The 25,503-nt window shown below is 62.1% G+C and carries 22 protein-coding genes and 2 pseudogenes; 9 read left to right on the forward strand and 15 right to left on the reverse strand.

The features are described from left to right. Nucleotides 1-165 precede the first annotated feature (165 nt). Nucleotides 166-2,004, forward strand: a complete 1,839-nt coding sequence (ilvD, locus tag A7X77_RS07375) for a dihydroxy-acid dehydratase (RefSeq protein WP_064682271.1) — start codon at nucleotides 166-168, stop codon at nucleotides 2,002-2,004. A gap of 39 nt (nucleotides 2,005-2,043) precedes the next feature. On the opposite strand, the gene A7X77_RS07380 is transcribed toward ilvD, so the two are convergent. After that, nucleotides 2,044-2,397 (reverse strand): lysozyme inhibitor LprI family protein, encoded by a 354-nt coding sequence (locus A7X77_RS07380; RefSeq protein WP_064682272.1) that lies wholly within the window; start codon nucleotides 2,395-2,397, stop codon nucleotides 2,044-2,046. Nucleotides 2,398-2,418: 21 nt separating this feature from the next. Further along, on the reverse strand, nucleotides 2,419-2,799 hold the full coding sequence (locus A7X77_RS07385; protein ID WP_064682273.1) for a YkvA family protein: 381 nt from the start codon (nucleotides 2,797-2,799) through the stop codon (nucleotides 2,419-2,421). 258 nt (nucleotides 2,800-3,057) lie between these two features. Here A7X77_RS07385 and A7X77_RS07390 point away from each other — a divergent pair, with 258 nt between their 5' ends. Together A7X77_RS07390 and A7X77_RS07395 are read left to right on the forward strand one after the other, a co-directional pair. After that, nucleotides 3,058-4,461, forward strand: coding sequence for a DegQ family serine endoprotease (locus tag A7X77_RS07390; RefSeq protein WP_064682274.1), 1,404 nt, complete (start codon nucleotides 3,058-3,060; stop codon nucleotides 4,459-4,461). Continuing rightward, nucleotides 4,458-5,774: a replication-associated recombination protein A gene (locus A7X77_RS07395; protein WP_064682275.1), complete on the forward strand. Its 1,317-nt coding sequence runs from the start codon at nucleotides 4,458-4,460 to the stop codon at nucleotides 5,772-5,774. The genes A7X77_RS07390 and A7X77_RS07395 overlap by 4 nt, the downstream gene beginning before the upstream one ends. 3 nt (nucleotides 5,775-5,777) lie before the next feature. Here A7X77_RS07395 and A7X77_RS07400 read toward each other — a convergent pair whose 3' ends face one another. Next, on the reverse strand, nucleotides 5,778-6,089 hold the full coding sequence (locus tag A7X77_RS07400; RefSeq protein WP_064682276.1) for a DUF1883 domain-containing protein: 312 nt from the start codon (nucleotides 6,087-6,089) through the stop codon (nucleotides 5,778-5,780). Between the two features lie 122 nt (nucleotides 6,090-6,211). Further along, a complete protein-coding gene (locus tag A7X77_RS33415) occupies nucleotides 6,212-6,364 on the reverse strand; it encodes a hypothetical protein (protein ID WP_197486804.1) in 153 nt (50 codons plus the stop codon). A gap of 184 nt (nucleotides 6,365-6,548) precedes the next feature. Between A7X77_RS33415 and A7X77_RS07405 the strand changes: the two genes are divergently transcribed. Beyond that, a complete protein-coding gene (locus tag A7X77_RS07405; protein WP_064682277.1) occupies nucleotides 6,549-7,490 on the forward strand; it encodes an alpha/beta fold hydrolase in 942 nt (313 codons plus the stop codon). 221 nt (nucleotides 7,491-7,711) lie between these two features. Here A7X77_RS07405 and A7X77_RS07410 read toward each other — a convergent pair whose 3' ends face one another. Next, on the reverse strand, nucleotides 7,712-8,563 hold the full coding sequence (locus A7X77_RS07410; RefSeq protein ID WP_064682278.1) for an oxidoreductase: 852 nt from the start codon (nucleotides 8,561-8,563) through the stop codon (nucleotides 7,712-7,714). 128 nt (nucleotides 8,564-8,691) lie between these two features. Between A7X77_RS07410 and A7X77_RS07415 the strand changes: the two are divergent. Further along, nucleotides 8,692-9,578, forward strand: a pseudogene (locus tag A7X77_RS07415) (LysR family transcriptional regulator). Between the two features lie 13 nt (nucleotides 9,579-9,591). Here A7X77_RS07415 and A7X77_RS07420 read toward each other — a convergent pair. Beyond that, nucleotides 9,592-10,155: a nucleoside 2-deoxyribosyltransferase gene (locus A7X77_RS07420; RefSeq protein WP_064682343.1), complete on the reverse strand. Its 564-nt coding sequence runs from the start codon at nucleotides 10,153-10,155 to the stop codon at nucleotides 9,592-9,594. A 297-nt stretch (nucleotides 10,156-10,452) separates the two neighbouring features. Between A7X77_RS07420 and A7X77_RS07425 the strand changes: the two genes are divergently transcribed. Further along, nucleotides 10,453-11,427: an alpha/beta hydrolase gene (locus A7X77_RS07425; protein ID WP_197486807.1), complete on the forward strand. Its 975-nt coding sequence runs from the start codon at nucleotides 10,453-10,455 to the stop codon at nucleotides 11,425-11,427. Nucleotides 11,428-11,737: 310 nt separating this feature from the next. Here the strand turns inward: A7X77_RS07425 and A7X77_RS07430 are convergent. The 7 genes and pseudogenes from A7X77_RS07430 to A7X77_RS07460 all read right to left on the reverse strand — a co-directional run. Then, nucleotides 11,738-12,226: pseudogene (locus tag A7X77_RS07430) on the reverse strand (ABC transporter ATP-binding protein); the annotation flags it as partial. Beyond that, entirely contained in the window at nucleotides 12,223-13,950 is a 1,728-nt protein-coding gene (locus A7X77_RS07435) for a branched-chain amino acid ABC transporter ATP-binding protein/permease (protein ID WP_082928777.1), read from the reverse strand. The pseudogene A7X77_RS07430 and the gene A7X77_RS07435, both read right to left, overlap by 4 nt. Before the next feature lie 47 nt (nucleotides 13,951-13,997). Further along, entirely contained in the window at nucleotides 13,998-15,032 is a 1,035-nt protein-coding gene (locus A7X77_RS07440; RefSeq protein ID WP_064682282.1) for a branched-chain amino acid ABC transporter permease, read from the reverse strand. Between the two features lie 150 nt (nucleotides 15,033-15,182). After that, a complete protein-coding gene (locus A7X77_RS07445; RefSeq protein WP_064682283.1) occupies nucleotides 15,183-16,331 on the reverse strand; it encodes an ABC transporter substrate-binding protein in 1,149 nt (382 codons plus the stop codon). 68 nt (nucleotides 16,332-16,399) lie between these two features. Beyond that, nucleotides 16,400-17,992 (reverse strand): acyl-CoA dehydrogenase family protein, encoded by a 1,593-nt coding sequence (locus A7X77_RS07450; protein WP_064682284.1) that lies wholly within the window; start codon nucleotides 17,990-17,992, stop codon nucleotides 16,400-16,402. A gap of 4 nt (nucleotides 17,993-17,996) precedes the next feature. Beyond that, on the reverse strand, nucleotides 17,997-18,758 hold the full coding sequence (locus A7X77_RS07455) for an SDR family NAD(P)-dependent oxidoreductase (protein ID WP_064682285.1): 762 nt from the start codon (nucleotides 18,756-18,758) through the stop codon (nucleotides 17,997-17,999). Next, nucleotides 18,755-20,611 (reverse strand): feruloyl-CoA synthase, encoded by a 1,857-nt coding sequence (locus A7X77_RS07460; protein ID WP_064682286.1) that lies wholly within the window; start codon nucleotides 20,609-20,611, stop codon nucleotides 18,755-18,757. The genes A7X77_RS07455 and A7X77_RS07460 overlap by 4 nt, the downstream gene beginning before the upstream one ends. 138 nt (nucleotides 20,612-20,749) lie before the next feature. Between A7X77_RS07460 and A7X77_RS07465 the strand changes: the two genes are divergently transcribed. Genes A7X77_RS07465 through A7X77_RS07475 form a run of 3 tightly spaced genes read left to right on the forward strand, consistent with a single transcriptional unit; the run spans nucleotide 20,750 to nucleotide 22,896 of the window. Next, nucleotides 20,750-21,544, forward strand: a complete 795-nt coding sequence (locus tag A7X77_RS07465; RefSeq protein WP_064682287.1) for a crotonase/enoyl-CoA hydratase family protein — start codon at nucleotides 20,750-20,752, stop codon at nucleotides 21,542-21,544. 9 nt (nucleotides 21,545-21,553) lie between these two features. Beyond that, nucleotides 21,554-22,024, forward strand: a complete 471-nt coding sequence (locus A7X77_RS07470; protein ID WP_064682288.1) for a MarR family winged helix-turn-helix transcriptional regulator — start codon at nucleotides 21,554-21,556, stop codon at nucleotides 22,022-22,024. Next, complete coding sequence (locus A7X77_RS07475) at nucleotides 22,021-22,896, forward strand: amidohydrolase family protein (protein ID WP_064682289.1); 876 nt, start codon at nucleotides 22,021-22,023, stop codon at nucleotides 22,894-22,896. Before A7X77_RS07470 ends, A7X77_RS07475 begins: the two co-directional genes overlap by 4 nt. Nucleotides 22,897-22,937: 41 nt before the next feature. Here A7X77_RS07475 and A7X77_RS07480 read toward each other — a convergent pair whose 3' ends face one another. Then, entirely contained in the window at nucleotides 22,938-23,540 is a 603-nt protein-coding gene (locus A7X77_RS07480) for a carboxymuconolactone decarboxylase family protein (protein ID WP_064682290.1), read from the reverse strand. A 92-nt stretch (nucleotides 23,541-23,632) separates the two neighbouring features. Further along, nucleotides 23,633-25,183: a sensor histidine kinase gene (locus tag A7X77_RS07485; protein WP_064682344.1), complete on the reverse strand. Its 1,551-nt coding sequence runs from the start codon at nucleotides 25,181-25,183 to the stop codon at nucleotides 23,633-23,635. Nucleotides 25,184-25,503 lie beyond the last annotated feature (320 nt).

Raw genomic sequence — 25,503 nt, forward strand, 5'->3', positions numbered from 1 at the left:
CGCTCGAGGTGCCTTTCCCGCAGCGTACCGGATTTGACCTTGCCGGTAGTGACAGCCCCCGTCGATTGGATTAGGACAATCCCAAAAGGCAGCGTTCGCCCGGCCCGCAGGCTTCATGCCGCTTGGCTTCGCCTGAACATTTCCGACACGTCGAGGAAGACACCGATGCCAGCTTACCGTTCCAGAACCACGACCCACGGCCGCAACATGGCAGGCGCGCGCGGCCTTTGGCGCGCCACGGGCATGAAGGATTCGGATTTCGGCAAGCCGATCATCGCGGTGGTGAATTCCTTCACGCAGTTCGTGCCCGGCCACGTGCACCTGAAGGATCTCGGCCAGCTCGTCGCCCGCGAAATCGAGGCGGCCGGCGGTGTCGCCAAGGAATTCAACACGATCGCCGTCGACGACGGCATCGCCATGGGCCATGACGGCATGCTCTATTCGCTGCCGTCGCGCGAGCTCATTGCCGACAGCGTCGAATATATGGTCAATGCCCATTGCGCCGACGCGATGGTCTGCATTTCCAACTGCGACAAGATCACTCCGGGCATGCTGATGGCCTCGCTGCGCCTCAATATCCCGACCGTCTTCGTCTCAGGCGGTCCGATGGAAGCGGGCAAGGTGGTGCTGCATGGAAAGACGCATGCGCTCGATCTCGTCGACGCCATGGTCGCGGCTGCCGATGACAAAATCTCCGATGAAGACGTCAAGGTCATTGAGCGTTCAGCCTGTCCGACCTGCGGTTCGTGCTCCGGCATGTTTACCGCAAACTCGATGAATTGCCTGACGGAGGCGCTCGGCCTGTCGCTGCCCGGCAACGGTTCGACGCTTGCCACTCATGCCGACCGCAAGCGCCTCTTTGTCGAGGCTGGTCACCTGATCGTCGATCTCGCCCGCCGCTATTACGAGCAGGACGACGTCAAGGCGCTGCCGCGGACCATCGCCTCCAAGCAGGCCTTCGAGAACGCCATGGCGCTCGATATCGCCATGGGCGGCTCGACCAACACCGTCCTGCACATCCTTGCCGCCGCCCATGAAGGCGAGGTCGATTTCACCATGGCCGATATCGACGCGCTGTCGCGCCGGGTGCCGTGCCTGTCGAAAGTCGCGCCCGCCAAGAGTGACGTGCATATGGAAGACGTCCACCGCGCCGGCGGCATCATGTCGATCCTCGGAGAGCTCGACAAGGGCGGGCTGCTGAACCGCGATTGCCCGACCGTGCATGCCGAGACGCTGGGCGACGCCATCGACCGCTGGGACATCACCCGCACCAACAGCGACACAGTCCGCAATTTCTATCGCGCAGCTCCCGGCGGCATCCCCACCCAGGTCGCCTTCAGCCAGGAAGCCCGCTGGGACGATCTCGACACGGATCGCCAGAACGGCGTCATCCGCTCGGTCGAACATCCTTTCTCGAAAGATGGCGGCCTTGCCGTGCTCAAGGGCAACCTCGCGATCGACGGCTGCATCGTCAAGACCGCCGGTGTCGATGAATCGATCCTGAAATTCTCCGGTCCGGCACGGGTCTTCGAAAGCCAGGATGCATCGGTCAAGGCGATCCTCGCCAATGAAGTCAAGGCCGGCGACGTCGTCGTCATCCGCTATGAAGGCCCGAAGGGCGGCCCCGGCATGCAGGAAATGCTCTATCCGACGAGCTACCTGAAGTCGAAGGGTCTCGGCAAGGCCTGTGCGCTGATCACCGATGGCCGCTTCTCCGGCGGCACATCGGGCCTCTCGATCGGCCATGTCTCGCCGGAAGCGGCCAATGGCGGCACGATCGGCCTGGTGCGCGAAGGCGACATGATCGACATCGACATCCCGAACCGCACCATCAGCCTGCGCGTCAGCGAAACCGAGCTTGCCGCCCGCCGCGCCGAGCAGGATAGCAAGGGCTGGCATCCCACAGAAGTCCGCAAGCGCAACGTCACCACGGCGCTGAAGGCCTACGCCGCTTTCGCAACGAGCGCCGATCGCGGCGCTGTGCGCGATCTGAACGCCCGCTGATCGCTCGAATCTATCAACTGCTCTGTCGACCGGTCGCTTTCAAAGCGGCCGGTTGATGTTTTTATAGGTCTCGCCGAGCTGCTTCAGCCGCTCCTCATAGGCGGCCTTGAGGCAGGCGGCATCCGCCCCGCATTCCTGCCGCTTCTTCAGCCAGGCCGTCTGCTCGTCCTGCAATGTCCCACGTGAGCCCATGGCCAGCAGGCCGGAGAGCAGCTCGAAGGTCGTCGCCATCTTCACGTCGGCATCGTTGAGGGCGCGGTTGTCGCAGATCGTCTTTTCGTCCGGCTTCAATTCTTTCGCATCGCAGTCGAAGCTCGCCGCCTGCGCCATGCCCGACGCGAAGTTTGCAGCTGCAAAACCAAGGGCTACCGTCATCGCTCTCATTGTCATCATTCAAAGTCTCCTTGCCGCCGATCAGATCAGCTTGCGCACTGCCAGAGCCAGGAAGATGATGCAGGCAAGCCAGACGACAAGGATGAAGATCAGGCCGCTCCGGCCGGAAGGGCGTTCGATGCGTCTTGCGGCTTCTTCGCGAAGCTCGCTCATTACCGCAGGCGGAACGAGCCACGTCGCCAGCAGGATGCCGAGCGGCACGATGACGAGATCGTCGAGATAGCCGAGCACGGGAATGAAATCCGGGATGAGATCGACCGGCGACAGGGCATAGGCCGCGACGGCGCCCGCCACTGCTTTTGCATACCAGGGCACCCTAGCATCGCGCGCAGCGAGCCACAGCGCGACGATGTCACGCTTCAGTGACTTCGCCCAGATTTTGGCTTTTGATATCAGTTGCATGACCGGTCTTCCTGAATCAAATTCGCAAAGGCCTCAAGCAAAATCTCCTGAAGCCCCGACTGCCTTATTCTTCCATGCTTCCGCCCTCTTTCCTTTCTAGCGTCGGGCCGCAGAACAGGATGATTTTGGGCCGGTTCGACCTGAAATCTGAATGCTGTTCGCATTAAATAGATAGAGCACGATGTCGTCCGAAAACCGCTCACACTTTTCGGCATCATGCTCTAAAACGATCCACAAGAGGATTCAAAAGGGATACCCATGCAAGGCCTGTTCAAGCGCGCCTCCGTCTCGCTACTCGCTCTTATGCTCGCTCTGCCGGCTGCGGCCAATGCGCAGACCGCAAAGACCGTGCCCGAGAGCCAGATGCAGATGCAGCTCTCTTTCGCGCCGCTCGTCAAACAGACGTCGGGCGCTGTCGTCAATGTCTATGCGGAAAAGACCGTTCGGCGGCAGTCGCCTTTTGCCGGCGACCCCTTCTTCGAGCAGTTCTTCGGCCAGCAGATGCCGAATCGCTCGGAGAAGCAGTCCTCGCTCGGTTCCGGCGTCATAGTCGAGGCGAACGGCACTGTTGTGACCAACAATCACGTCGTCGAAGGCGCCGACGACATCAAGGTGGCGCTGCCTGATGGGCGCGAATTCCCCTGCAAGGTGGTGCTGCGGGACGATCGTGTCGATCTTGCCGTGCTGAAGATCGACACCAAGGAAAGTTTCCCGACATTGCCGATCGGCAATTCCGATGCGGTCGAGGTCGGCGATCTCGTGCTGGCGATCGGCAATCCCTTCGGCGTCGGCCAGACGGTGACGAGCGGTATCGTCTCCGCACTTGCCCGCAACCAGGTGGTCAGGAATGAGTTCGGCTTCTTCATCCAGACCGATGCCTCGATCAATCCCGGTAATTCCGGCGGCGCGCTGATGAACATGAAAGGCGAACTGATCGGCATCAACACGGCGATCTTCTCGCGCGGCGGCGGCTCGAACGGCATTGGCTTCGCCATCCCCGCCAATCTGGTCAAGGTTTTCCTCGCCTCGGCCGATGCCGGCGTCAAATCCTTCGAGCGGCCCTATGTCGGTGCGAGCTTCGATGCCGTGACTTCCGAAGTCGCTGAGGCGCTGGGGCTGAACAAGGTTCGCGGCGCGCTCGTCGTCAAGGTTTCGGAAGGCGGCCCGGCCGCCAAGGCCGGGCTGAAGGCCGGCGAAATCGTCACCGCAGTCGACGGCATTTCTGTCGAACATCCGGATGCACTGCTTTACCGGTTGACGACGGCCGGTCTCGGCAAGTCGGTCAAACTCACTGTCGTCGAGAACGGCCGCGAGGCGCAACTGCCGCTGACGCTCGATCGCGCCCCGGAAACCTCGCCGCGAGATCAGCGCACGATCGGCGGGCGAACCCCCTTTAGCGGCGCCGTCGTTGAGAACCTGTCGCCGCGTGTCGCCGACGAGCTGCGCATGCCGCCCGAGTCGGCAGGTGTCGTGGTCTCCGACGTGAAGGAGGGTTCGCCCGCCGCCCGTCTCGGTTTCGAACCGAAGGATATCATCATCTCGATCAATGGCACCGATGTGAAGACCACCAGCGAACTTTCCGAGATCGCCGAGAGCGACCCCGGGCTCTGGCGGGTGGAGATCGAGCGTGATGGTCAGCGCATCCGGCAGTTCTTCCGATGAGCAATGATCTCTTCGCGCCGCGTGTTCCGGAGGAGGTCGCCGCCAGGCGGCCGCTTGCCGACCGGTTGCGGCCGAAGACGCTTGCCGACGTCACTGGCCAGGACCATCTGACCGGTGAGGATGGCGTGCTGAAACGGATGATCGAAAGCGGTTCGCTCGGCTCGATGATCTTCTGGGGCCCGCCCGGCACCGGCAAGACGACGGTGGCGCGGCTGCTTTCGGGCGAGGCCGGGCTGGCCTTCGAGCAGATCTCGGCGATCTTTTCTGGCGTCGCCGATCTGAAGAAGGTGTTCGAGGCGGCCCGCATGCGCCGCATGGACGGCCGCCAGACGCTGCTCTTCGTCGACGAGATCCATCGTTTCAACCGCGCCCAGCAGGACAGCTTCCTGCCTGTTATGGAGGATGGCACCGTCATCCTCGTCGGCGCCACCACCGAAAATCCGTCCTTCGAGCTTAATGCCGCTCTTTTGTCGCGCGCCCGCGTCCTGACCTTCAAGTCGCACGACGAGGAAAGCCTGGAAGAATTGCTGAAGCGCGCCGAGGCGATCGAGCAGAAGCCGCTGCCGCTGAAGGAGGATGCGCGCGCCAGCCTGATCCGCATGGCCGACGGCGACGGCCGCGCGGTGCTGACGCTCGCAGAGGAGGTCTGGCGCGCGGCGCGCGAAGGCGAGACCTTCGATACCGAAGGCCTGACGCGTATCGTTCAGCGCCGCGCTCCGGTCTATGACAAGGCCCAGGACGGCCACTACAATCTGATCTCCGCACTGCATAAATCCGTGCGCGGCTCGGACCCCGACGCCGCCCTCTATTATCTCGCCCGCATGTTCGATGCCGGCGAGGATCCGCTCTATCTCGGCCGGCGGCTGGTGCGCATGGCGGTGGAGGATATCGGTCTTGCCGATCCGCAGGCGCTGGTGATCTGCAATGCCGCCAAGGACGCCTATGAGTATCTCGGCTCGCCGGAAGGGGAATTGGCTCTGGCCCAAGCCTGCGTCTATCTCGCCACCGCGCCGAAATCGAACGCCGTCTACACCGCCTTCAAGGCCGCAAGCCAGGCCGCCAAGCAGAACGGCTCGCTGCTGCCGCCGAAGCACATCCTCAATGCGCCGACCAAGCTGATGAAGGGCGAGGGGTATGGCGAGGGCTACCGCTACGACCATGACGAGCCGGACGCCTTTTCCGGCCAGGACTATTTTCCGGAAAAAATGGGCCGGCAGACCTTCTACGACCCGCCGGAACGCGGTTTCGAACGTGAGATTCGCAAGCGGCTGGAATGGTGGGCGAAGCTTCGCAAGGAGCGCAATCCACGCTGAACGTCAGGAGGACCGCGGCATCTTCTGATTGGCTGGCGCGGCGATCACCTTGACGGTGGATTCCGCCAGCCCGTGATGCCCTTCCATATCGACGACGACATGCCAGTGACCGCCTTCCGGAACGGCAAGCTTGACCGGCGACTTGCGCGCCACGCCGCCGATATATTTGAAATCGAGAACCTCGGTGAAGCGCTGGAAATTCGGCGCCGTCATCAGCCGCACATTGTTCACCGCATTCAACGACACCTCGACGATTGTCCCCGCGCGCTGTTCCCTGAGATCGTAATGGGTGAAGCGGAAATTCGGTTTCGGCATCTGTCTCGTGCTGTCTCAAGTCTCTGCGCCGAGATTTTACCAGCAAGCCGGTTAAAGAAAAGTTGGAAATCGGCCGTTCGGCAGTCTGCGTGTTACCGGCTCGGAACCGCGCGTGGAAAGGCTCAGAGCGCGGCGTAGACGATGTGAACTTCGACGCAGGCGAGCAGAACGCTGAAGACGATCAGCACCCAGGCCGTGCGCTTTTCACGTATCTGCCGGCCGCCGCGCCTGATCCTGCGTGGGCGGAGAGGGTGGAAGGCGGAGATATTTCGCATGGCATTTGACCTTTGCAGCGATGGCGAGAGTCTACTGCCGGCCGCGATAGGAAATCCATTCGGGGCGAGGGGCGAAAATATAGAAATGGCATAAAGGCGGTTGGCTGAAATTTCGAAACAGAGTGTCGGAAAAGGATCGCCACTGCCGTCCTTGCGGTATCGATGCAAACATGGAGCAAGGAACATGTCGAAGATGAGGCTGATATCGATGATCGCAACCGCGGCCGCCTTCCTGGCCGCCCTCGATATGGCAGGCGCCGGCGGCGCGCCTTCCATCGAGGACAAGGCAGCCACACCGATCATCAGGAAGGGAAGCGTGCCGGTCAACGGCATCGATTATTATTATGAGATCCGCGGCGAGGGCGAACCACTGCTGCTGCTGCACGGCGGCCTCGGGCAGATCGAGATGTTTACGCCTGTCATGCCTGTTTTCACCGATCACCGGCAGGTGATCGCCGTCGATCTCCAGGGCCATGGCCGCACGCCGCTCGGGAATCGGCCGATCGAGCTTCCGGATATCGGCGCCGATCTCGCGATCCTGGTGAAGCAACTCGGCTACGACAAGGTCGACGTCTTCGGCTATTCCTTCGGTGGCGGTGTGGCGCTGAATATGGCAGCGAGTGCGCCCGACCGGGTCCGCCGGCTGGTGATCCTCTCGGCGCCCTATGCTCAGAACGGCTTCTTCCCGGAGATGCTGCCGCAGCAGGCGGCCGTGGGCGCCGGCATGGCCGAGATGATGAAGGACACGCCGATGTTCCTCTCCTACAAGGCGGTGGCGCCCGATGTTTCAGAATTTCCAAAGCTGCTCGACGCCATGGGGGCGTTGATGCGCAAACCCATCGATTATAGCGATGCTGTCGCCAAGCTCACCATGCCTGTCATGCTGATCTACGGCGATGCTGACATGATACGCCCAGAGCACATGATCGACTTCTATCACAAGCTCGGCGGCGGTCTGCGCGACGCGGGCTGGATGCGGGAGAACATGTCGAAGAACCGACTGGCGATCCTGCCCGATCTCACCCACTACGAGACCTTCGCCTCGCCCCTCGTGGCAACCGTGGCGATGACCTTCTTCGACGGCGGCGGCAAGGCGCCGAACTGGGCGGAGCAGGTCGGAAAGTAATGGAAGGCGGCCGGCCCTGGCCGTCTTTTCCTTGCCATCAGCTGTCGCGCCGGTTTCTCCCGATCCAGCTGCGTCACCAGCGCCTGGATCGTTATGAGACCGGCCTCGGCACGTGCCGAGAGGCGAATGCCAATTTGCCGCAAGGCGTTCCTTCCCGCGTCAAGATGTGCCGCCGCCGCATCCGGAAATGTGGATGCATCGGCGGCATCGGTTTTGCCTCTTCAGGCCACAGCCGTCGTTTCGCTTGCAAAATCCGTAGAGAGAGCGAGCTCCCGCCAGGCGGCCAGTTCCTTTTCGACGCTCGCATGCTGCGCCTCGATCATAGCCACCGTATCGCTGCCGAACGGCATGCGCAGCGGCGGGTTGGCCGAGTTGACAATCGTCATGATACCGGCAGCGAGCTTGGCAGGATTGCCGGGCTGCGCATGGTTGGCGTCGGCGGCGAAATTGCGCATGTTGCCGGCCGGCGTGCCTTCGTAGTCGGCAATGGAGGCCGGGCTGACCGCCAGCGACGTGTCGGAAAGGAAGTCCGTCCGGAAGAATCCGGGTTCGATGATCGTCACCTTGATGCCGAAGGGTTCGAGTTCGGCGGCCATCGATTCCGACAGCCCCTCGACGGCGAATTTCGTCGAGCCGTAGACACCCCAGCCGGGATAGCCGAAATAACCGCCGATCGAGGAGAAGTTCAGGACATGGCCGGAGCGCTGGCGGCGCATATAGGGCAGTACGGCGCGTGTCACCTTCAGGAGACCAAAGACGTTCGTGGCATAGAGCTTTTCGATCTCTTCGGCGGTGGCCTCCTCGACTGCGCCGAGCAATCCGTAGCCGGCATTGTTGGCGAGAACATCGATGCGGCCGAAGCGGGCGATGCCGGCAGCCGCAGCCTCTTTCGCCTGCGCCTCATTGGTAACGTCGAGGGCGACGGCAATGAGGTTCGGATGATCACCGAACTGCTCGGTCACTGTCTTTGGATTGCGGGCGGTGGCGATGACGCCATCGCCGGCGGCCAGCGCTTCCTTGGTCATCAGCGCGCCGAAGCCGCGGGATGCACCAGTGATGAACCAGATTTTCATGACGAAATCCTTTGTGCTGAGTGATTGTGCTGGTGTCGTGTCTCTGTGTTGACGGGACGAATTTGATCGATAATTTGCTGATGTATAAGATTTACTATTCTTGAAACTATGATGAGTGAAATTCAGCAATGCGCGCGACCGAACTCTCCGAACTTGCGGCCTTCGCGGCGGTGGCGAGGCATGAGAGCTTCCGCAAGGCGGGGAGGAGCGGGGCGTCACTGCCTCTGCCGTCAGCCATGCCGTGCGCAATCTCGAGGACCGGATCGGCATCCGTCTGCTCAACCGCACGACACGCAGCGTTTCGTTGACCGAAGCCGGCGAACTCCTGATCTCCCATCTCGATCCGGCCTTCGAGGAAATGGCGGCGGCGCTCGATGCGTTGAACCGTTATCGCGACACGCCCTTCGGCAAGGTGAGGATCAACGTGCCGAATTCGATCGGTCCCTTCGTCATCGGCCGCATCATTGCCCCGTTGCTCCAGCGCAATCCGAATTTGCAGCTAGAGATCAACGCGACCGACAGGCTGGTCGATATCGTCGAGGAGGGTTTCGATGCCGGCATCCGTTTCGGGGAGCGCGTCACCGAGGGCATGATCGCGCTACGCATCAAGCCCCGGATGCGCCTGGTCGTGGTCGGTTCGCCCGCCTATTTCGAGACCCGGCCGAAGCCGGCAACGCCCCACGAGCTCAAGCGCCATCTCTGCATCCAGAACATGTTTCCATCAGGTGCGCGTTATGCCTGGGAATTCGAGAAGGACGGCCAGACGGTGAGCTTTCAGCCGACCGGATCGTTGTCGCTCGATGACCACGAACTGATGATGCAGGCGGCGCTGGGCGGCGTCGGCCTTGCCTATATCTGGGAGCCCCGTGTCGAAAAAGCCGTTGCTGGCGGCGAGCTGATCCAGGTGCTCGACGACTGGTGCCAGCCGGAGGAACCGCTCTATCTCTACTATCCGAGCCGCCGCCATATGTCGGCGGGTTTCAGGGCGGTCATCGACGCGATCAGGGCGGAGTAAAGACGCTCAATTCCTATCCGCGCATGCCGGCGATCGTCTGAAGCGCCTCAAGATAAATCGTCAGGTCGCGGGCAGGATCCTCAGGCAGCTCTGCGGCACGGAATACCTTGCCTCCCGTCGCCTCGATGCCCCCGTCGATCATCAGGTTATCGGCCATGCCGTGATTTTCGATCGCGATGCCATCGGGTCCGCGCGGGCGTCCGCTCGCGACATCGATCTCCAGCCCCGCATACCAGATCGAACGAACACGCAGGCCATAGTCGTCGGGGTGGTTGGTATAGGCGAAGACCGATTTTCCGAGCGCGATCATGAATCCGATTTCGTAGACCGTGCCCGGGTCGGCGCTGACGCCCCGAAACGGCGTGATGTTGGCAAGGCAGATATCGGCCCGGCGCATGGCGTCGTCGTTGCGTGCGTAGATCTCTGCTGCCGTCCGCTTCACCGGCGTCTGGTTTTCGTCGCTGCCGGGACCGGTCGGTTCGAAACCGAACTGGCGGGCCAATCGGCGTTTTTCGGCCATGACGGGCATGGCATCGGGAAGAAAGACTTCCGGGCCGGCAAGGTAAATGGTGGTCATCGGTAATCCTTCATGCCAGCGCGAGCCGAAGCGCCGGGTTAGGGCAGGGCAGCTTATTTCCGACGGAAGCGCGGCAATTGGCAAGCCGCGCCGGCAGGGATTGTCGTTTTTCTTTTCGGCCATCGGATGAGGCGGGCGCATAAAAAGCGTGAGGTTCATGCCCGTCCCCCTTTTGACTCTGCTGGACGAAGCGGCCAAAGATACCGCCATCACCAGCATCATCGGGAGAGGTTGATGAAGGGTCGGATTGTGCCAAATCGAAGAACGCCAAAGCGGCTCAAATATCTGTTTGCCGCTTTGGCCGCGCTGATGCTATCGGCATCGGCAGCGTTCGGGCAGGATGTCGGACCGCAAAGCCAGGCCTCGCGCGAGCAGGTCGAAAAACTCGTCGGCCTCTGGAAGGATCACTTTGCCGGCGCCGATAGCCTGCAGCAGCGCCGCACCGCTTTCAAGTCGCTGATGGAGACGACGCCGGGGCCGACACGCATCCAGGTTCGGCAGGTCGATGCCGACGGCGTCGATGCGGAACTGATGTGGCCCGCCCGTCTTCATCACCCGATCGGTGAAAGGGTGATCCTCTATATTCATGGCGGCGGCTTCTCCAGCGGCTCCATCCGCACGCACAGCCTGCTTGCCGGCTCGCTCGCCAAGGCCGCATCCAGCGACGTCCTTCTCATCGATTATCGGCTGATGCCCGAATATACCTATCCGGCGCAGATCAGCGACGCGCTAACGGCCTATCGCTGGCTTCTCGACAATGGCTATCGGAACGACAACATCGTCGTGGCAGGAGACGGCGCCGGCGGCAACATCGCGATCGAGACCGTGCTGCGGCAGATGCAGGTCGGAAAGGCGCTGCCGGCGGCCGTCATTGCGCTCAGCCCCATCACTGATCTTGCCGCGACGGGCGGATCGATGACATCGAATGCCGAAAGCGATCCGCTGGTCGGCAAAGACTGGATCGAGATTTTGCGCAAGGCCTATCTCGGCCGAAAGTCTCCGACCGATCCCCAGGCATCGCCGCTCTATGCCGACCTGACGGGCTTTCCGCCGCTATTGCTGCAGGTCGGTTCCGGCGAGGCCCTGCTGGACGACACGCTGCGTCTTGCCGACAAGGCGCGCCAGGCGGGGGTGAACGTCACGACCGAAGTCTGGCCGGGCATGCCGCACCAGTGGCAGCTATTTCCTTCGCTGCTCGACGATGCCGATCGGGCGAGTCAGAATATCGCTGAGTTTGCAATCCGCCATTTCGCCGACAAGCCGGAAGAGTAGCAACCGGCGCAGCAACGGCAGCCGCCATTATCGCGTGATTGCGATGGACCGCCGGACGGGCAAGGCGAGATTGCTAGGCAAGAGCTTGCACGCCCGGACCGAGATAGCTTGCCATCAGCCCCGGATCGACGGCGAGTTCTGCAGCCGGACCGCAACGGCGTACTTCTCCAAGTTCGACGAGATAGCCTTCGTCGGCGATGTCGAGCGCGGCGCGGGCGTTCTGCTCTACCAGCAGGATGGATACGCCGGACTGGCGCAGTTCAGCGACGATCCGCAGGATGTCGGCGACGATCAGCGGTGCGAGTCCGAGGCTCGGCTCGTCGAGAAGCAAGAGCCGAGGCCGGCTCATCAGCGCGCGGGCCAGTGCCAGCATCTGCCGCTCGCCGCCGGAAAGCGTCCCGGCCAGTTGCCTGCGGCGTTCGCGAAGCCGGGGAAAGCGGGCATAAACCTCTTCACGCGTCTCGGCACGCTCGGCGCTGGAGCGCAGGAAGCCGCCAAGCTCGATATTGTCCTCGACCGTCATGGAGCCGAAGAGTTCGCGCCGCTCGGGCACGAGGCAGAGCCCGGCGGCAACCCGGCCTTCGACCGTATCGGGCACCGGCGCGCCGTTGTAGAGGATGGTGCCGCGCGAGGGCACCACGCCCATGATCGCGTTGAGCAGGGTGGTCTTGCCGGCGCCATTGGCGCCGATGACGGTGACGATGCTGCCGGCTGTCATCGACAGCGAGATGCCGTGCACCACCTCGGCGCGGCCATAGGCGACATGGATATGGTTGATTTCGAGCAGCTTGTCGGTCATGCGGCACTCCCGAGATAGGCCGCAATCACGGCCGGATGTTGCCTGACATCGCCGGGCTTGCCCTCGGCGATCAACGTACCGAAATCGAGCACGACGAGATGGTCGACCAGACCCATGACGAAACCCATGTCGTGCTCGACCAGCAGCACACTCACGCCCTCCGCCCGCAGTTTCTTGAGAAGATCGGCCAGTTCCTGCTTTTCGCCGTGGCGAAGACCCGCTGCCGGCTCGTCGAGCAGAAGCAGGGTCGGGTTGAGGCAAAGCGCGCGAGCGATCTCAAGAATGCGGATCTGCCCGAGTGCCAGGTCGCCGGCCGGCCGGTCGCGATAGGCGCTCAGGCCGACCCGGTCGAGCTGATAGGCGGCCTCGGCGAGCAGCGCTTCCTCCTCCTTGCGGTCGAGCCGGAAGAAGCTGCGGAATACGCCGGCCGTGCCACGCAGATGCGAACCGAGCGCCACGTTTTCCAGCACCGACATGCCTGGCAGGACCTTGGCATGCTGGAAGGTTCTGGCAATGCCGCGCTCGGCGATCAGCCGCGGATTGAGGCCTGAAAGCGGTTCGCCGGCATAGGAGACCTCACCGCCGGAAAGGTTGAGGATACCGGTAATCAGGTTGAAGGTCGTGCTCTTGCCGGCGCCATTCGGGCCGATCAGACCGACGATCTGTCCGGCTTTGATCTCGAAGCTGACATCATTGACGGCGACGAGGCCGCCGAACTCCTTGCGCACCCTGTCGACCCGCACCAGCGTGGAGCCAGCGGCCGGCATCTGCCGCTTGCCGAGCGTGCCGCCATCCACTGGAAGCCTGCGCGGCGGGCGCGCCGGCAGCCATTTCTGCAAAAGCGGCCACAGCCCGTCGCGCGCGAACTGCAATATGACGACGAGCAGCACGCCGAACACGATCATTTCGGCATTTGCGGTCGTATCGAGGAGGCCGGGCAGCAGGCGCTGCAGGATTTCCTTGAGTATCAGCACGACACTTGCGCCGAAGATCGCCCCGCCGACGCGACCGGAACCGCCGACCACGGCCATCAGCAAATAGGTGATGCCCATGTCGAGGCCGAAGGGCGTGGGGTTTATTGCACGTTGCATATGGGCATAGAGCCAGCCGGAAAGGGCCGCGACCACGGCAGCGAAAACGAAAACAGTCAGCTTGGCGCGCTCAATATTGACCCCAAAGGCTTCGGCGGCTTGGACACCTCCGCGTAATGCCCGAATGCCGCGCCCGACGCGGCTGTCGAGCAGGTTTTGCGCTCCGATCGCGACTGCAATGACGAAGCTCCAGATGACATAGTAGATGGAGCTGCCGCTCAGCATAGGTTCGCCGGCAAGCGAAAGCGGGGGAATGCCGGATATGCCGTCATAGCGGCCGAGCATTTCGATGCGGCCGAAGAGATAATAGATCGCCAGCCCCCAAGCGATGGTGCCGAGCGGCAGATAATGCCCCGCGAGCCTGACCGTCATCAGTCCCAGCGGCAAGGCGACAACGGCGCCAACGAGCAGCGACAGCGGCAAGGTCATCCACGGAGAAAGGCCGTAGGCGGTGGTCAGCACGGCCGTCGTATAGGCGCCGAAGCCGCAGAAGGCTGCCTGGCCAAAGGAGGTCAAGCCGCCGACGCCCGTCAGAAGAACGAGGCCGATCACGACGAGCGAGGCAAGACCGATATTGTTGACGAGCGTGATCCAGAACGGCGGCACCGGCAATAAGGGGAGGACGGCGAGCATGGCGACGGCGGCGATGCCAGGATAGGAAGGCTTATGGCTGACCACGTTTACTCCTCCTCGTGATGGCTGGCGCCGAACGAGAGCCAGATCAGGACCGGGACGATAAGGCCGAACACGATGATTTCCTTGAAATCGCTGGCGAAGAAGGATGCGAAGGATTCGACCAGTCCGACGCCGATTGCCGCAATCGCGGTCACGGGAAAACTTACCATCCCGCCCAGAATGGCTGCGACGAAGCCTTTTAGGCCGATCAGGAAGCCGGTGTCGTAGTAGATCGTTGTGATCGGCCCGATCAGCACGCCTGAAATCGCGGCGATTGCGGCGGCCATGACAAAGGCGGTGGCCCCGGTCAGCTCGGTACGCACACCGACAAGCCGGGCGCCGAGCCGGTTGACCGCCGTCGCCTTCAGCGCCTTGCCGAACAAGGTCTTGTCGAAGAAGATATACAGGCCGACCATGATGAGAATGGTTGCCACGTAAATCATCAGGCTTTGGACGGTGACGAGCATTGGCCCGAGCGTGAAGCTGCTGTCATCCAGCGGCGCTGCACGGAAGCCTTCCGGACCGAAGAATATCAGGCCGAGGCCGACGATTGCCAGATGCACGCCGATCGAGGCGATCAGCAATACCAGCACCGATGCATCTGCGAGGGGTCGGTAGGCGATGCGATAGACGTAATAACCCATCGGGGCGATGATAGCGATGGTAATCGCCGCACGCACAAAGGAGGGCAACTGCAACGGCGCGAGAACGAGGACGAGACCATATACGACCCCGGGCAGCAGGAGGTTGACGGCGATACTGCGGAGCAAATGCGTCAGCCGCGCGTCCTGCCGCATGCGCCATAGGTCGAGCAGAAAACCGACCGCGCCGAAACAGAGAAGCAGTTTGGTCGTGCCCGGCACGCGGCCCGCATCCAGCATTGCAAGCGTCAGCGCCCCATGGGCGACAAACTCGCCCTGGGGAATGAAGATCACGCGCGTGACCGAAAAGACCAGTACGATGGCCAGGCCCAACAGCGCATAGACCGCCCCGTTGGTGACTCCGTCCTGGATCAGGAATGTCGCAATTGTCTCGTCCAAGTGCTTCCCCCGCATTTTGTGGTGATATGGAACTACAGCTTGCTGCCTGCCACGAGAGAGATCGCCGGGTCTGGCGGCGGGCCGCCAGCCGGTCTTTCGGAAAGAGCGGGTCCAGGGCAGCATCCCGCCTTGGACCCTCGGCCGGCCCGCCTATTTGTTGCTCGGCAGAATCTGGAATTTGCCATCCTTGGCGGTGAGCAGCACGACACCGCGCTGGTCGAGCCCGTAATGATCCTTTGGCGTGAACTGGTACACGCCGTGAGTGGCGTCATAGGGACCACTGGTCTCGATAGCGTCGCGCAGAGCCGTGCGGAACTCCGTTGTGCCGGGCTTGGCCTTCTTGAGCGCGACCGGCACGGCCTTCTTGAGGATTGCCATAGCGTCCCAGGGATGCGAGCCGAACTGGGTGCGCGTGTTCGGACCAAACTTGCCTTCATAGGCCTTGAGATAGGCCAGGCCCTCCTGCTTGGTCGGTGAATTGTCTGCCTGATCCTCGGCGACCATGACCGGGCCGGACGAGAAGATGGTGTTTTCTACGTTCTTGCCGGCAATGCGCAGAAAATCGAAGGTCACCGCACCGGAGACGACATAGATCTTGCCCGTGAAGCCGCGCTCGCGCACCCCGATCTGCGGTAGCGCCGCACCGGTGCCCGAGGCGCCGATGAAGACAGCATCCGGCCTGGCCGCAACTGCCTTCAGCACTTGGCCCGAAACGGAGGTGTCGGCGCGGGCATAGCGTTCCTCGGCCACCACTTCGAGACCGTACTTCTTGCCGGCGTTCTTGAGCTCATCGATCCACTGCTGGCCATAGGAGTCGGCGAAGCCGATGAAGGCTACGCGCTTAACGCCGTCCTGCTGCATGCGGGTGAACATTCCCTCCGCCAGCACGCTGGAGAACTGCGGCATGACGAAGTTCCACTCTTTGACCGCCGTCGGTGGGATTGGCGAAAAGGCGAAGTGCGGCACGTGGGTCTCGTTGGCAACGCCCGCGACGGCGATGGCCGCAGGCGTCAATGCCGAGCCCATGATCACGTCGACCTTGTCGTCGTCGGCGAAACGACGGGCATTGGTCGTCGCGGCTGACGGATCGCCGCCGTCATCGAGAAGGATGACCTTCACTTTTTCGCCGCTGATCTCGGTCGGCCACAATTCGATGGATTGCTTCATCGGAATGCCGAGCGCAGCACCCGGACCGGTGATCGGAATGGTAACGCCGATGGTGATGTCGGCGAGCGCAGTGCCCGCCATCATTGAGAGAACGACGGCGGATGCCATCCAGGTCATAATGCGCTTTTTCATTTCTTCCTCCCAAAGAAAAGGGCGATATCGAACGCCCAGCCACGTTGTATGTCATGCACTCGGACTCTTCAGGCTGCCGCTCCGGCTTGCTGGACGAGTCGATTTTCTGCCGCTGCGACGCGCACGGCCATCCATGCGACAAATGCTTCCCAGGCCGCGTGCAAATAGGCATTCGCCTGGTAGAGGCCGGTTTCCGCCTCCGACTGCAACGCCATCATGCGCGCGCTTTGCTCCTCGAAGGCCGTAAGCACGGCACGCGCCGTCTCGGCCTCCTTCGACCCCGATGTTGAAACTTCGCTCCGCGCACGATCCAGGAACAGCTGAAGCCCCCTGCCTGCTTCACCCCACAGACGCCGCGTCAGAAGGTCGATCGCCTGCATGCCTGTCGTACCTTCGTAGATCGTCATCACCCGGGAATCGCGGAGATATTGTTCGAGCGGCCACTCCCGCGTGTAGCCCGCGCCGCCCAAAACCTGGATCGCCTGATTGGACACTGCGAAGCCTGCGTCCGCGCCGAAATTCTTGACGAGCGGCAGCATCCAGCGGGCAAGCGCCTGCAGGTCGGAACGGATTTTCGCATCCGGCTCGATCCGGGCCAGATCCATGATGGTCGCGAGTTCGAGAGTGGCAGCGCGCAGGGTCTCGGTTCGTGCGCGGATCTCGGCGAGTTGGCGGCGAATATCGGGATGGTGGACAATGGCGAGGGCAGGCTTTTCCGGGTTGCCGCCCTGCCGGCGATCTTCCGCGTAGGTCTCGGCGATGTCGGCAGCCGCCGAGGCGAGTCCCAACCCCTGGCAGCCGGTCTGCAACCGCATCAGCTCGATCATGGTAAAGAGCTGCGGCAGACCGCGTCCTTCCTGTCCGAGCAGTCTGCCGCGGGCGTCCTCGAAACGCAGGGCGCAGGTCGGCGAACCATGAAGGCCCATCTTTTCCTCGATGCGCTCGACCGATACGCCATTGCGTTCACCATCGATCATATCCGGCACGAGGAACAGGCTGACGCCGCGGGTGCCGGCCTGGTCATTGGTGCGAGCCAAAAGGCAATGGCCGATGCGCCCTGCCATGTCGTGATCGCCGAAGGATATCCATATCTTCTGGCCGCTGATGCGCCATTCGCCGTCCTTCATCACAGCCCGGCTTCGTAAGCGGCCGATATCAGAGCCGGCGTCGGACTCGGAAATACAGATGGTGGCTGCCCATTCGCCGGCGGCAAGCTTCGGCACCCATTCGCCGGCAAGCTCTTCATCAGCGACCTCGGCGAGCAGGTGGCAGGCGGCGCGGGTCGAACCGGCCGCCATCATCAGCGACACGCAACCCCGCTCAAACAGCGGCGCGCAGGCCGCCTGCAAAGTCAGCGGCAATCCCTGCCCGCCGAAGCGCTCCGGCACATCCATGGAAAGCCAGCCGTCTCCAGCGTGCCGCCGGAAGCCTTCCGCAAACCCGGTCGGCACCCTCACGCGGCGATCAACGACACTGCAGCCCTGACGATCGCCTGGCACATTGAGTGGGGCCAGCGCGGCCTCGGAAAAGCGGCCGGCTTCGTCGACGATTGCCGTCAGCAGATCGTCGTCGCACTCGGGACGAAGTGCCTTTATCCGCTCCCAGCCGGGGGTTGCCGTCAGCAGATTGATCGTGCGGGCCGCCTGCGTCGCGAAGCTCATGGCGTCACCTGGCCTGCATTCGTATGGCGCCGTCGAGGCGGATGACCTCGCCGTTCACATACTGGTTCTCGATCACGAACCGCACCGCATCTGCGAATTCAGCGGGATCGCCGAGCCGCGACGGATAGGGAATGGCGGCCGCGAGGCTTTCCTGCGCCTCCTGCGGCAGCGTGTGGAGCAGCGGAGTGAGGAAAATTCCCGGCGCAATCGTGTTGACACGAATGCCGAAACGCGCGAACTCGCGCGCCGCCGGCAGCGCCAGGGAGACGATCCCTCCCTTGGAAGCCGCATAGGCCGCTTGTCCGACCTGGCCCTCGAAGGCGGCGACGGAAGCGGTGTTGACGATGACGCCGCGTGCCTTGTCTTCGTGCCCCGGCGCTTCGGCCATGCGTGCGGCCGCGAGCCGCATCATATTGAAGGTGCCGATCAGGTTGACGCTGACGACGCGCTCGAAATCGGCGAGCGGCATCGGTCCGTTTCTGGATAGGACGCGTCCTGCCGGGCCTATGCCGGCACAATTGACGAGGATTCGGAGTCCGTCGGCAGCCTTTGCCGCTTCGTCCACTACCCGTGCCGCGTCCTCTTCCGACGTCACGTCGCCAGCGACGGCGACGCCGCCAATCTCGGCGGCCACTGTCTCAGCTGCCGCGCCGTCGCGGTCGAAGACGTGCACGCGGGCGCCGAGGCCAGCCAACAGGCGCGCCGTCGCTGCGCCGAGTCCGGAGCCTGCCCCGGTAACGATCGCACTTGATCCCGCTATTTTCATGCCGTGACCTCCTTGCTGGCCAGAATGACGTCAGGCGCGCCGGCATAAAGCGCCTCGATAAGATCGGCGCGATGCGTCCGCATTGCGCGCTGATTCAGCGAGCCCTTGTCAGTGATTTCGCCCTTGTCGAGGCGCGGCGGCTCTCGCAGCAACATGAGGCGCATGATCCGCGTCGACGAGCCGCTTGCATTGCGCTGATGTTCAGCGAGTCGGCCCGCCAGAAGCGCCTTGACATCGGGGTGCGAGAGCACCGCCTCGTCGGAAAGTTGGCCCGCGTCGCCTACGGCGTTGCGCAACGCTTCGAGCACTGGGATAGCTAGTGCGCCGAGTTCGGCCCGGTCCTCTCCGGTGATGATCACATCGCGGATCAATCCGCCGAACTGATCGATCAACTCCGCCCGGAGCTTGCCGACCGACACCCAGGTTCCGGTCCTGAGCTTGAAGTTCTCCGCCGTCCGCCCTTCAAAATAGAAGCCGCTGGTCGGATCACCAGGAACGGCGAGCCGCACCGCATCACCGATCATATAGAAGCCTTCCTCGTCGAAAGCCTCGGCGGTAAGCTTTGGATCGCGCCAGTAGCCGGGGGTGATGTTCGGTCCCGTCAACCTCAGTTCGTACTTATCCTCTATAGGCACCAGCTTCAGCGTGATGCCTTGCGCGGGAATGCCGATATTGCCGGGGCTCTCCTGCGGTTCGGTACAGAAGAGCGAAAAAGGGCCGGTTTCCGTCGATCCGAGGCCGGTGCAGATCAGCATTTGCCCACCCGACACCTGTTTGGAGAACTCGGTCAGCGCATCCCAAGTGTGCTGAGCCATGCTGGCACCCGCGTACATCAGGATCTTGAGATTGCGAAAGAAACTGTCCCGCAGACCATCGTCGCGCCGCATGGCATCGACCAGCATCTCATACCCCGCCGGCACGTTGAAATACCAGTTCGGAGAGACATCGCGCAGATTGGCGATCGTGTCGCCGATCAGCGACTGCGTCGGCTTGCCGCGATCCAGGTAGAATGTACCGCCATTGTAGATGACGAGGTTGAACACCTTGTTGCCGCCGGCCGTATGAGTCCAAGGTGCCCAGTCCACGATCACCGGTGGCTCGTCGCGCAGGAAAGCGTAACAATCGGCAATCATTTCCTGGTTGGCGCAGAGCATGCGCTGCGTCTGCGTCACCGCCTTCGGGGCGCCGGTCGTGCCTGATGTAAAGAGGAATTTCGCGACAGTATCCGGCCCGACGGCAAGGAAGGCACGCTCAACATGGGGACCCATATCTGTTTTCAGCAATGTCTCGAACCGGATCGATGCATGCTGCCTGGAAGGTAGAGCGCAGACCGATATGACCGGCAGGTCGGTGCCGAAGGCAGCGTCGATAGCGCTGCTAAAGGCTAGCCCATCCCCTACGAAGACGGCGCCGGGCGTCATCTGTCGCGCTATATCTCTAAGCTTGCCAAAACCGGGATCGGCCGTGGCGTAGGCCGGAGTGACCGCTGCCGATGGAATGCCGACATGCTGGGCACCGAGCGCCATCAGCGCGTGTTCGATTGAATTTTCGGAAAGGATCATTAACGGCCGTTCGACCGAGAGGCCGAGATCGAGAAGCGCCTGGCCGATGTGACGGATTTTTTTAAGCCCTTCGCCGTAGGTCATCTTGCGCCAATTGCCACGGTCGTCACGCTCGGCCATCCAGACTCGGTCCGGATCGGATTCGGCCCAGTGGACGAACCGCTCATTCATGCAACGAGGGTAGGGCCCAAGCTGGTCCTCCCGGCGCATGATAATAGTGCCGTCAGAACGCCGCTCCCACTTAAGTCGTGGCGACCAGAGCTTAAACGTCTGCCGAGGCCTTTCCGTCATGACTTTCCTCCCAAGCGCAAGTCACGATATGCCGGCTCGATCTCGCGAGCCGAATTTTGTTTACAAGGAAACAATCCGCATGTAAACAATCAACTTGAAAGCAAACAAACAAACTGATGATTGAGGAGAGAGGCGACCATGGGCGGAGACGCAGCGTCGAATTTCGTGACCTACGAGATCGTGGGAGAGATCGCGCATATCGGTCTCCACCGGCCGGAAAAGCGCAATGCGATCAGCGATGCATTCGTCGAAGCCATTGCCGAAGCCGCCGCGCGGGCCGAGCGCGAAGCGAAGGCGGCGGTGCTCCACGGTCACGGCAAGCACTTCTGCGCGGGCCTCGATCTTGGTGAGCATGTCAAGAAGTCGGCTATCGAAGGCGTGCGCGGATCCCGCCGCTGGCATGCTGTCTTCTCCAGTATCGAGCATGGCACGATTCCCTGGATTTCGGCGCTGCATGGCGCGGTGGTCGGCGGCGGCTTGGAACTGGCGGCCTCCACCCACATTCGCGTGGCGGACGAGACCGCATTCTTCGCCCTTCCCGAAGGCCAGCGCGGCATTTTCGTCGGCGGCGGCGGATCGGTCCGGGTCGCCCGGCTTATGGGTGTCGCGCGCATGACCGATCTCATGCTGACGGGCCGGGTCGTCTCAACGGAAGAGGCCGAACGCTGGAATCTCGTGCAATATGTCGTTCCGTCAGGCGAGGCGCGCAGGAAGGCGCACGAGCTGGCTGTAGCGGCGTCCTCCAATGCGGCGCTCTCCAATTATGCCGTGATCAATGCCCTCCCACGGATCCAGGATATGGCGAAGGAGGATGGCCTTTTCGTCGAATCCTTCATATCGTCTTTCACAGCCACGAGTCCGGAGGCGGAGGAGCGGCTCATGGCTTTCCTTGAAAAGCGCGCCGCCCGTCTCAAAGCCCCCGGTGAGAGTTGAGGTCACTGCATGGATGCTCCAGTACGCCATCTTGATCAGGTAAAGCTCGGCCAGCTCGGCCATTCCGTCGGTTTTCTCCTGCGCCTGGCGCAGCTGCGCGCCTTCGACGATTTTTTCTCGGAGAACGGGCCGCAGGGCCTCAAGCCCGGCGAGTTTTCGGTCCTGTGGGTGATTGCCCGCAATCCCGGCATAAGGCAAAGCGTGCTCGGCCAGCGGCTGATGATCAAGCGTGCACATATGACCAAGCTGATCCGGACGATGGAGGATGCCGGTTTCGTGTCGCGCCGCATACCCGATCGCGACAGGCGTGCGGTCGAACTGACATTGACACCGGCGGGCGAGCATCAGGTCGAAAAGGCGGCCGTGCTTTTCTTCGATTATGAGCAAAGCACCGGCGCGCCGCTCGACGATCGGGAGCAGGCGGTCCTTGTCGCGCTCCTCAAGAAATATGTCGGACTGCAGGGGGAGGCGCAGGGATGAACATCGACGAGCTCGTGGCCATCGACATCCACACGCATGCGGAGGAGCCGTGCTGCGGCCCGCGCGACGACGGATATCACGAATTCCAGGCCGGCATGGCCAAATATTTCAGGAATCCCGCCGGCACTCAGGGGATGCTGCCCACGGTTCAGGAAACGGCTGCCTATTACCGCGAGCGCAAGATCGCCTGCGTCATCTTCCCCGTCGATGCCGAACGTGAGACCGGCTTTCGCCGCTACGAAAATGAGGAAGTGGCGAAGATCGCGGCCGACAATTCTGATATCATGATCCCCTTCGCCTCGATCGATCCGGCCAAGGGCAAGATGGGCGCACGCGAAGCTCGCCGGCTGGTGCGCGAATTCGGCATCAAGGGCTTCAAGTTCCACCCGACGATGCAGGCCTTCTATCCGAACAATCGCGATGCCTATGTCCTCTACGAGGCGATCGCCGAGGAAGGTGCGATCGCGCTCTTCCACACCGGCCAGACCGGCGTCGGCGCCGGCATGCGCGGCGGCATGGGCATGCGGCTCAAATATTCCAATCCCATCCATCTCGACGATGTCGCGGCCGACTTCCCCGACATGCCGATTATTCTCGCCCATCCTTCCTTCCCCTGGCAGGACGAGGCGCTCTCGGTGGCGACCCACAAGCCCAATGTTTATATCGACATGTCCGGCTGGTCGCCGAAGTATTTTCCCTCGATCCTGATCCAGTACGCAAACACGATCCTGAAGCACAAGATGCTCTTCGGCTCCGATTGGCCGGCAATCACGCCGGACCGCTGGCTCCGGGATTTCGAGACGATCGACATCCGCGACGATGTCCGTCCGCTCATCCTCAAGGAAAATGCGCGGAAGCTGCTTAAGATCTGATCCAGTTGACGGACTCAGATTTGGGCCGGCTCGCCCTGAACTCATCCTGATCCAAGGGGGCGCTCGACCTCCCGTCCGACGCTGAGCGTCTTTCGCACATTCGGCTCCAGCCGTTCCATATAGGCGTGGTCGGGTGCAGCGCCGAGCGCATCCAGCATTTTCGAGAAGAAACAGCGGGCCGCCGCCGCGGCTGTGACGTCGAAGATCTCGGCATCGCTCAGCCCGTGTTTTTTCAACCCGTCTATATCCTGCTGCGTGACTGATGTCGCATCGCGCGCCACCTTGGCGGCAAAGGCCATGATCGCGCGTTCGCCGGCGTCGATCGGCGCCTTTTCCGTCTCGTTGACGACGGCCGTCAACCCGTCGCTGGTAAATCCCTCGCGCAGCAGCACGGAGCCGTGCGCCAGCATGCAATAAGAGGATTTCAGTTCCTTGGCCGCCGCCAGCGTCACCAGTTCATAGCGCCTGAGGCTCATATGGTTGCGAATGCTCGCAAGCAGCGCCGCCCAGCACTCCATCACCTCCGGCCTGTGGCCGAAGGCACGATACATGTTCGGCAGATAACCATAATTCGCCTCGGCCGACGCATACATCGACGTCGTCTTCTCGCTGGCGGATGCATTGGGGGTGTGAATGAAAGCCATGGCATGGTCCTCCTCTATTGCGAGAAGGATAGGGTATATATGCCGGACAGCAATCCTGCGCCGTCAGTTCAAGCGCGTGCCGTCAGCCCTGCTTAAGAGGCCTGAGTGATCGCGCAATCATTGTTCGCCGGAACGTCGCCATGTCTGTTGATCGGAAGGGTGACGGTGAACGTCGATCCGCACCCTCTTGCGCTTCGCACCTCTATCGAGCCCTGATGCAGTTCGACGATCTGCTTCACCAGGTTGAGGCCGATACCGGTTCCGGCAATCCCGGTCGAAGTGCGGGCGCGGAAATAGCGCTGAAACAGCCGAGGCACGTCTTCGGCATCGATCCCAACCCCGTCGTCGCTGATCGAAACCTTGACGTTGCCGGTTTCTTCCCATGCCGCAATGCGAATTTCGGACGTTCCGGGCGCGTATTTGACGGCATTGGAAATGAGATTGGTAAAGACCTGCGTCAATGTGCGGGGATCGGCATCGATGAACTCAGGCAGCCCGTCTATGTCAATGATGAAGCTGTGCGTCTTCGAGATCGTCGACTGCCGCTCGCAGCAGCTTCGGATCAATGATCTGAGCGCGCAGGCGCCGTAGCTGATATCGATCGTGCCGGTATCAAGGCGTCCGGCTGACAGGATGCTCTCCATCAGATCGACGATGCGGCTTACCGATGTACGGATCTGTTCGACCTTGTCGCTCAGAAATTCGGGCTCGACCGCGCCTCCTTTTCGCAGCAGCCGCTGGGCGGCAGCGTCGATGATCGCGAGTGGCGTGCGGAACTCATGCGATGCCATCGCCACGAACTGCCGCTGCAATTCGTTGATGTTTCTTTCCTGAGCGAGCATTCGCTCCAGTTCACGCGCCTGCCGCTCGACCTCGGCCGTGCGGTTGCGCACCGTAACTTCGAGCTGATCGTGGTGGCGGCGCAGCTCTTCGGCGAGCCGCACGGTCTTGGTCACGTCCTCATGAGTCGCGACATATCCACCGTTCTGCATCGGATTGTGAGTGATTTTGACAATGCGGCCGTCGCTCAGCGCGATGTTCTGGCTGGCCGGCGCACCGAGTGCCGTCGCTTCAAAGACGACGTCGAAATAGGTGGCGGTGTCGGCCGGACCGTTTCCCTCCTGGGCCCGATAGGCCAGGATATCTGCGAGCGGAGTCCCCGGTTGTGTCAGCCGATCCGGCAGACTGTACATCCGCGCGTAGGATGCGTTGCACAATATCAGCTTCTTGGTTGAATCGAACATGCACAGCCCATGCGGCATATTGCTAAGGGCTGCGTCGAACCGGTGATGTTGCTCAGCCAGGCTGTCTTCGATGCGAATGAGCGTAGAGATGTCTTCATAGCTCAGGATCCAGCTTCCCTCTCTCGAGGGCGCGCAAGTCAGCGAGATCATCCGTCCGTCGGGCAACGCAAACTGCGAGGCGCGCGGCTTGCCGGTCGGCGAACGCGAACGTGCCGCTGCATGACAGTCCAAGGTGCCCGGCAGTTCGCCGATATCCATTCCCTTCAGGAGGGCGCCCTCCGGAAGGCCGAGAATTTCCAGCGCGCGGGAATTGAAGGCCGTGACCGTATTGGCAGAATCAAGCAGAACGATGCCCTGCGGCAGGTTTTCCAGAATGGATTCGAACGAATGCGGCATCATCCGGCCCTGCTTAAGATCTGGCGCGTTGCGCGTATCCGTAGCATTCGTCAGAAACAATAAAGTTTCGCTAATGTCCGTCGATGGGAGCTCCTCGACGGAAACTCAGCCGAGTTTGGCCAGTTGTTCCTCAACAAGATCAAGGCTGTCCTCTCCCACCTCATTGACGTTCGCTCGGCATAGGCTCGCCGGTCTCTTGAAAAGCAAGGCAGGCGACGTACATGACTGCCGTCGTGAGCGCATTCCAGCCGCCTTCGCTGGGCTTTCCGGCCGCCTCGGAGAGCCGGCGGAGCGTCCCGCGCTCATCGTCGCCGTAGACAAGA

This window comes from Rhizobium bangladeshense, assembly GCF_001662075.1.
Taxonomy (GTDB): Bacteria; Pseudomonadota; Alphaproteobacteria; order Rhizobiales; family Rhizobiaceae; genus Rhizobium; species Rhizobium bangladeshense_B.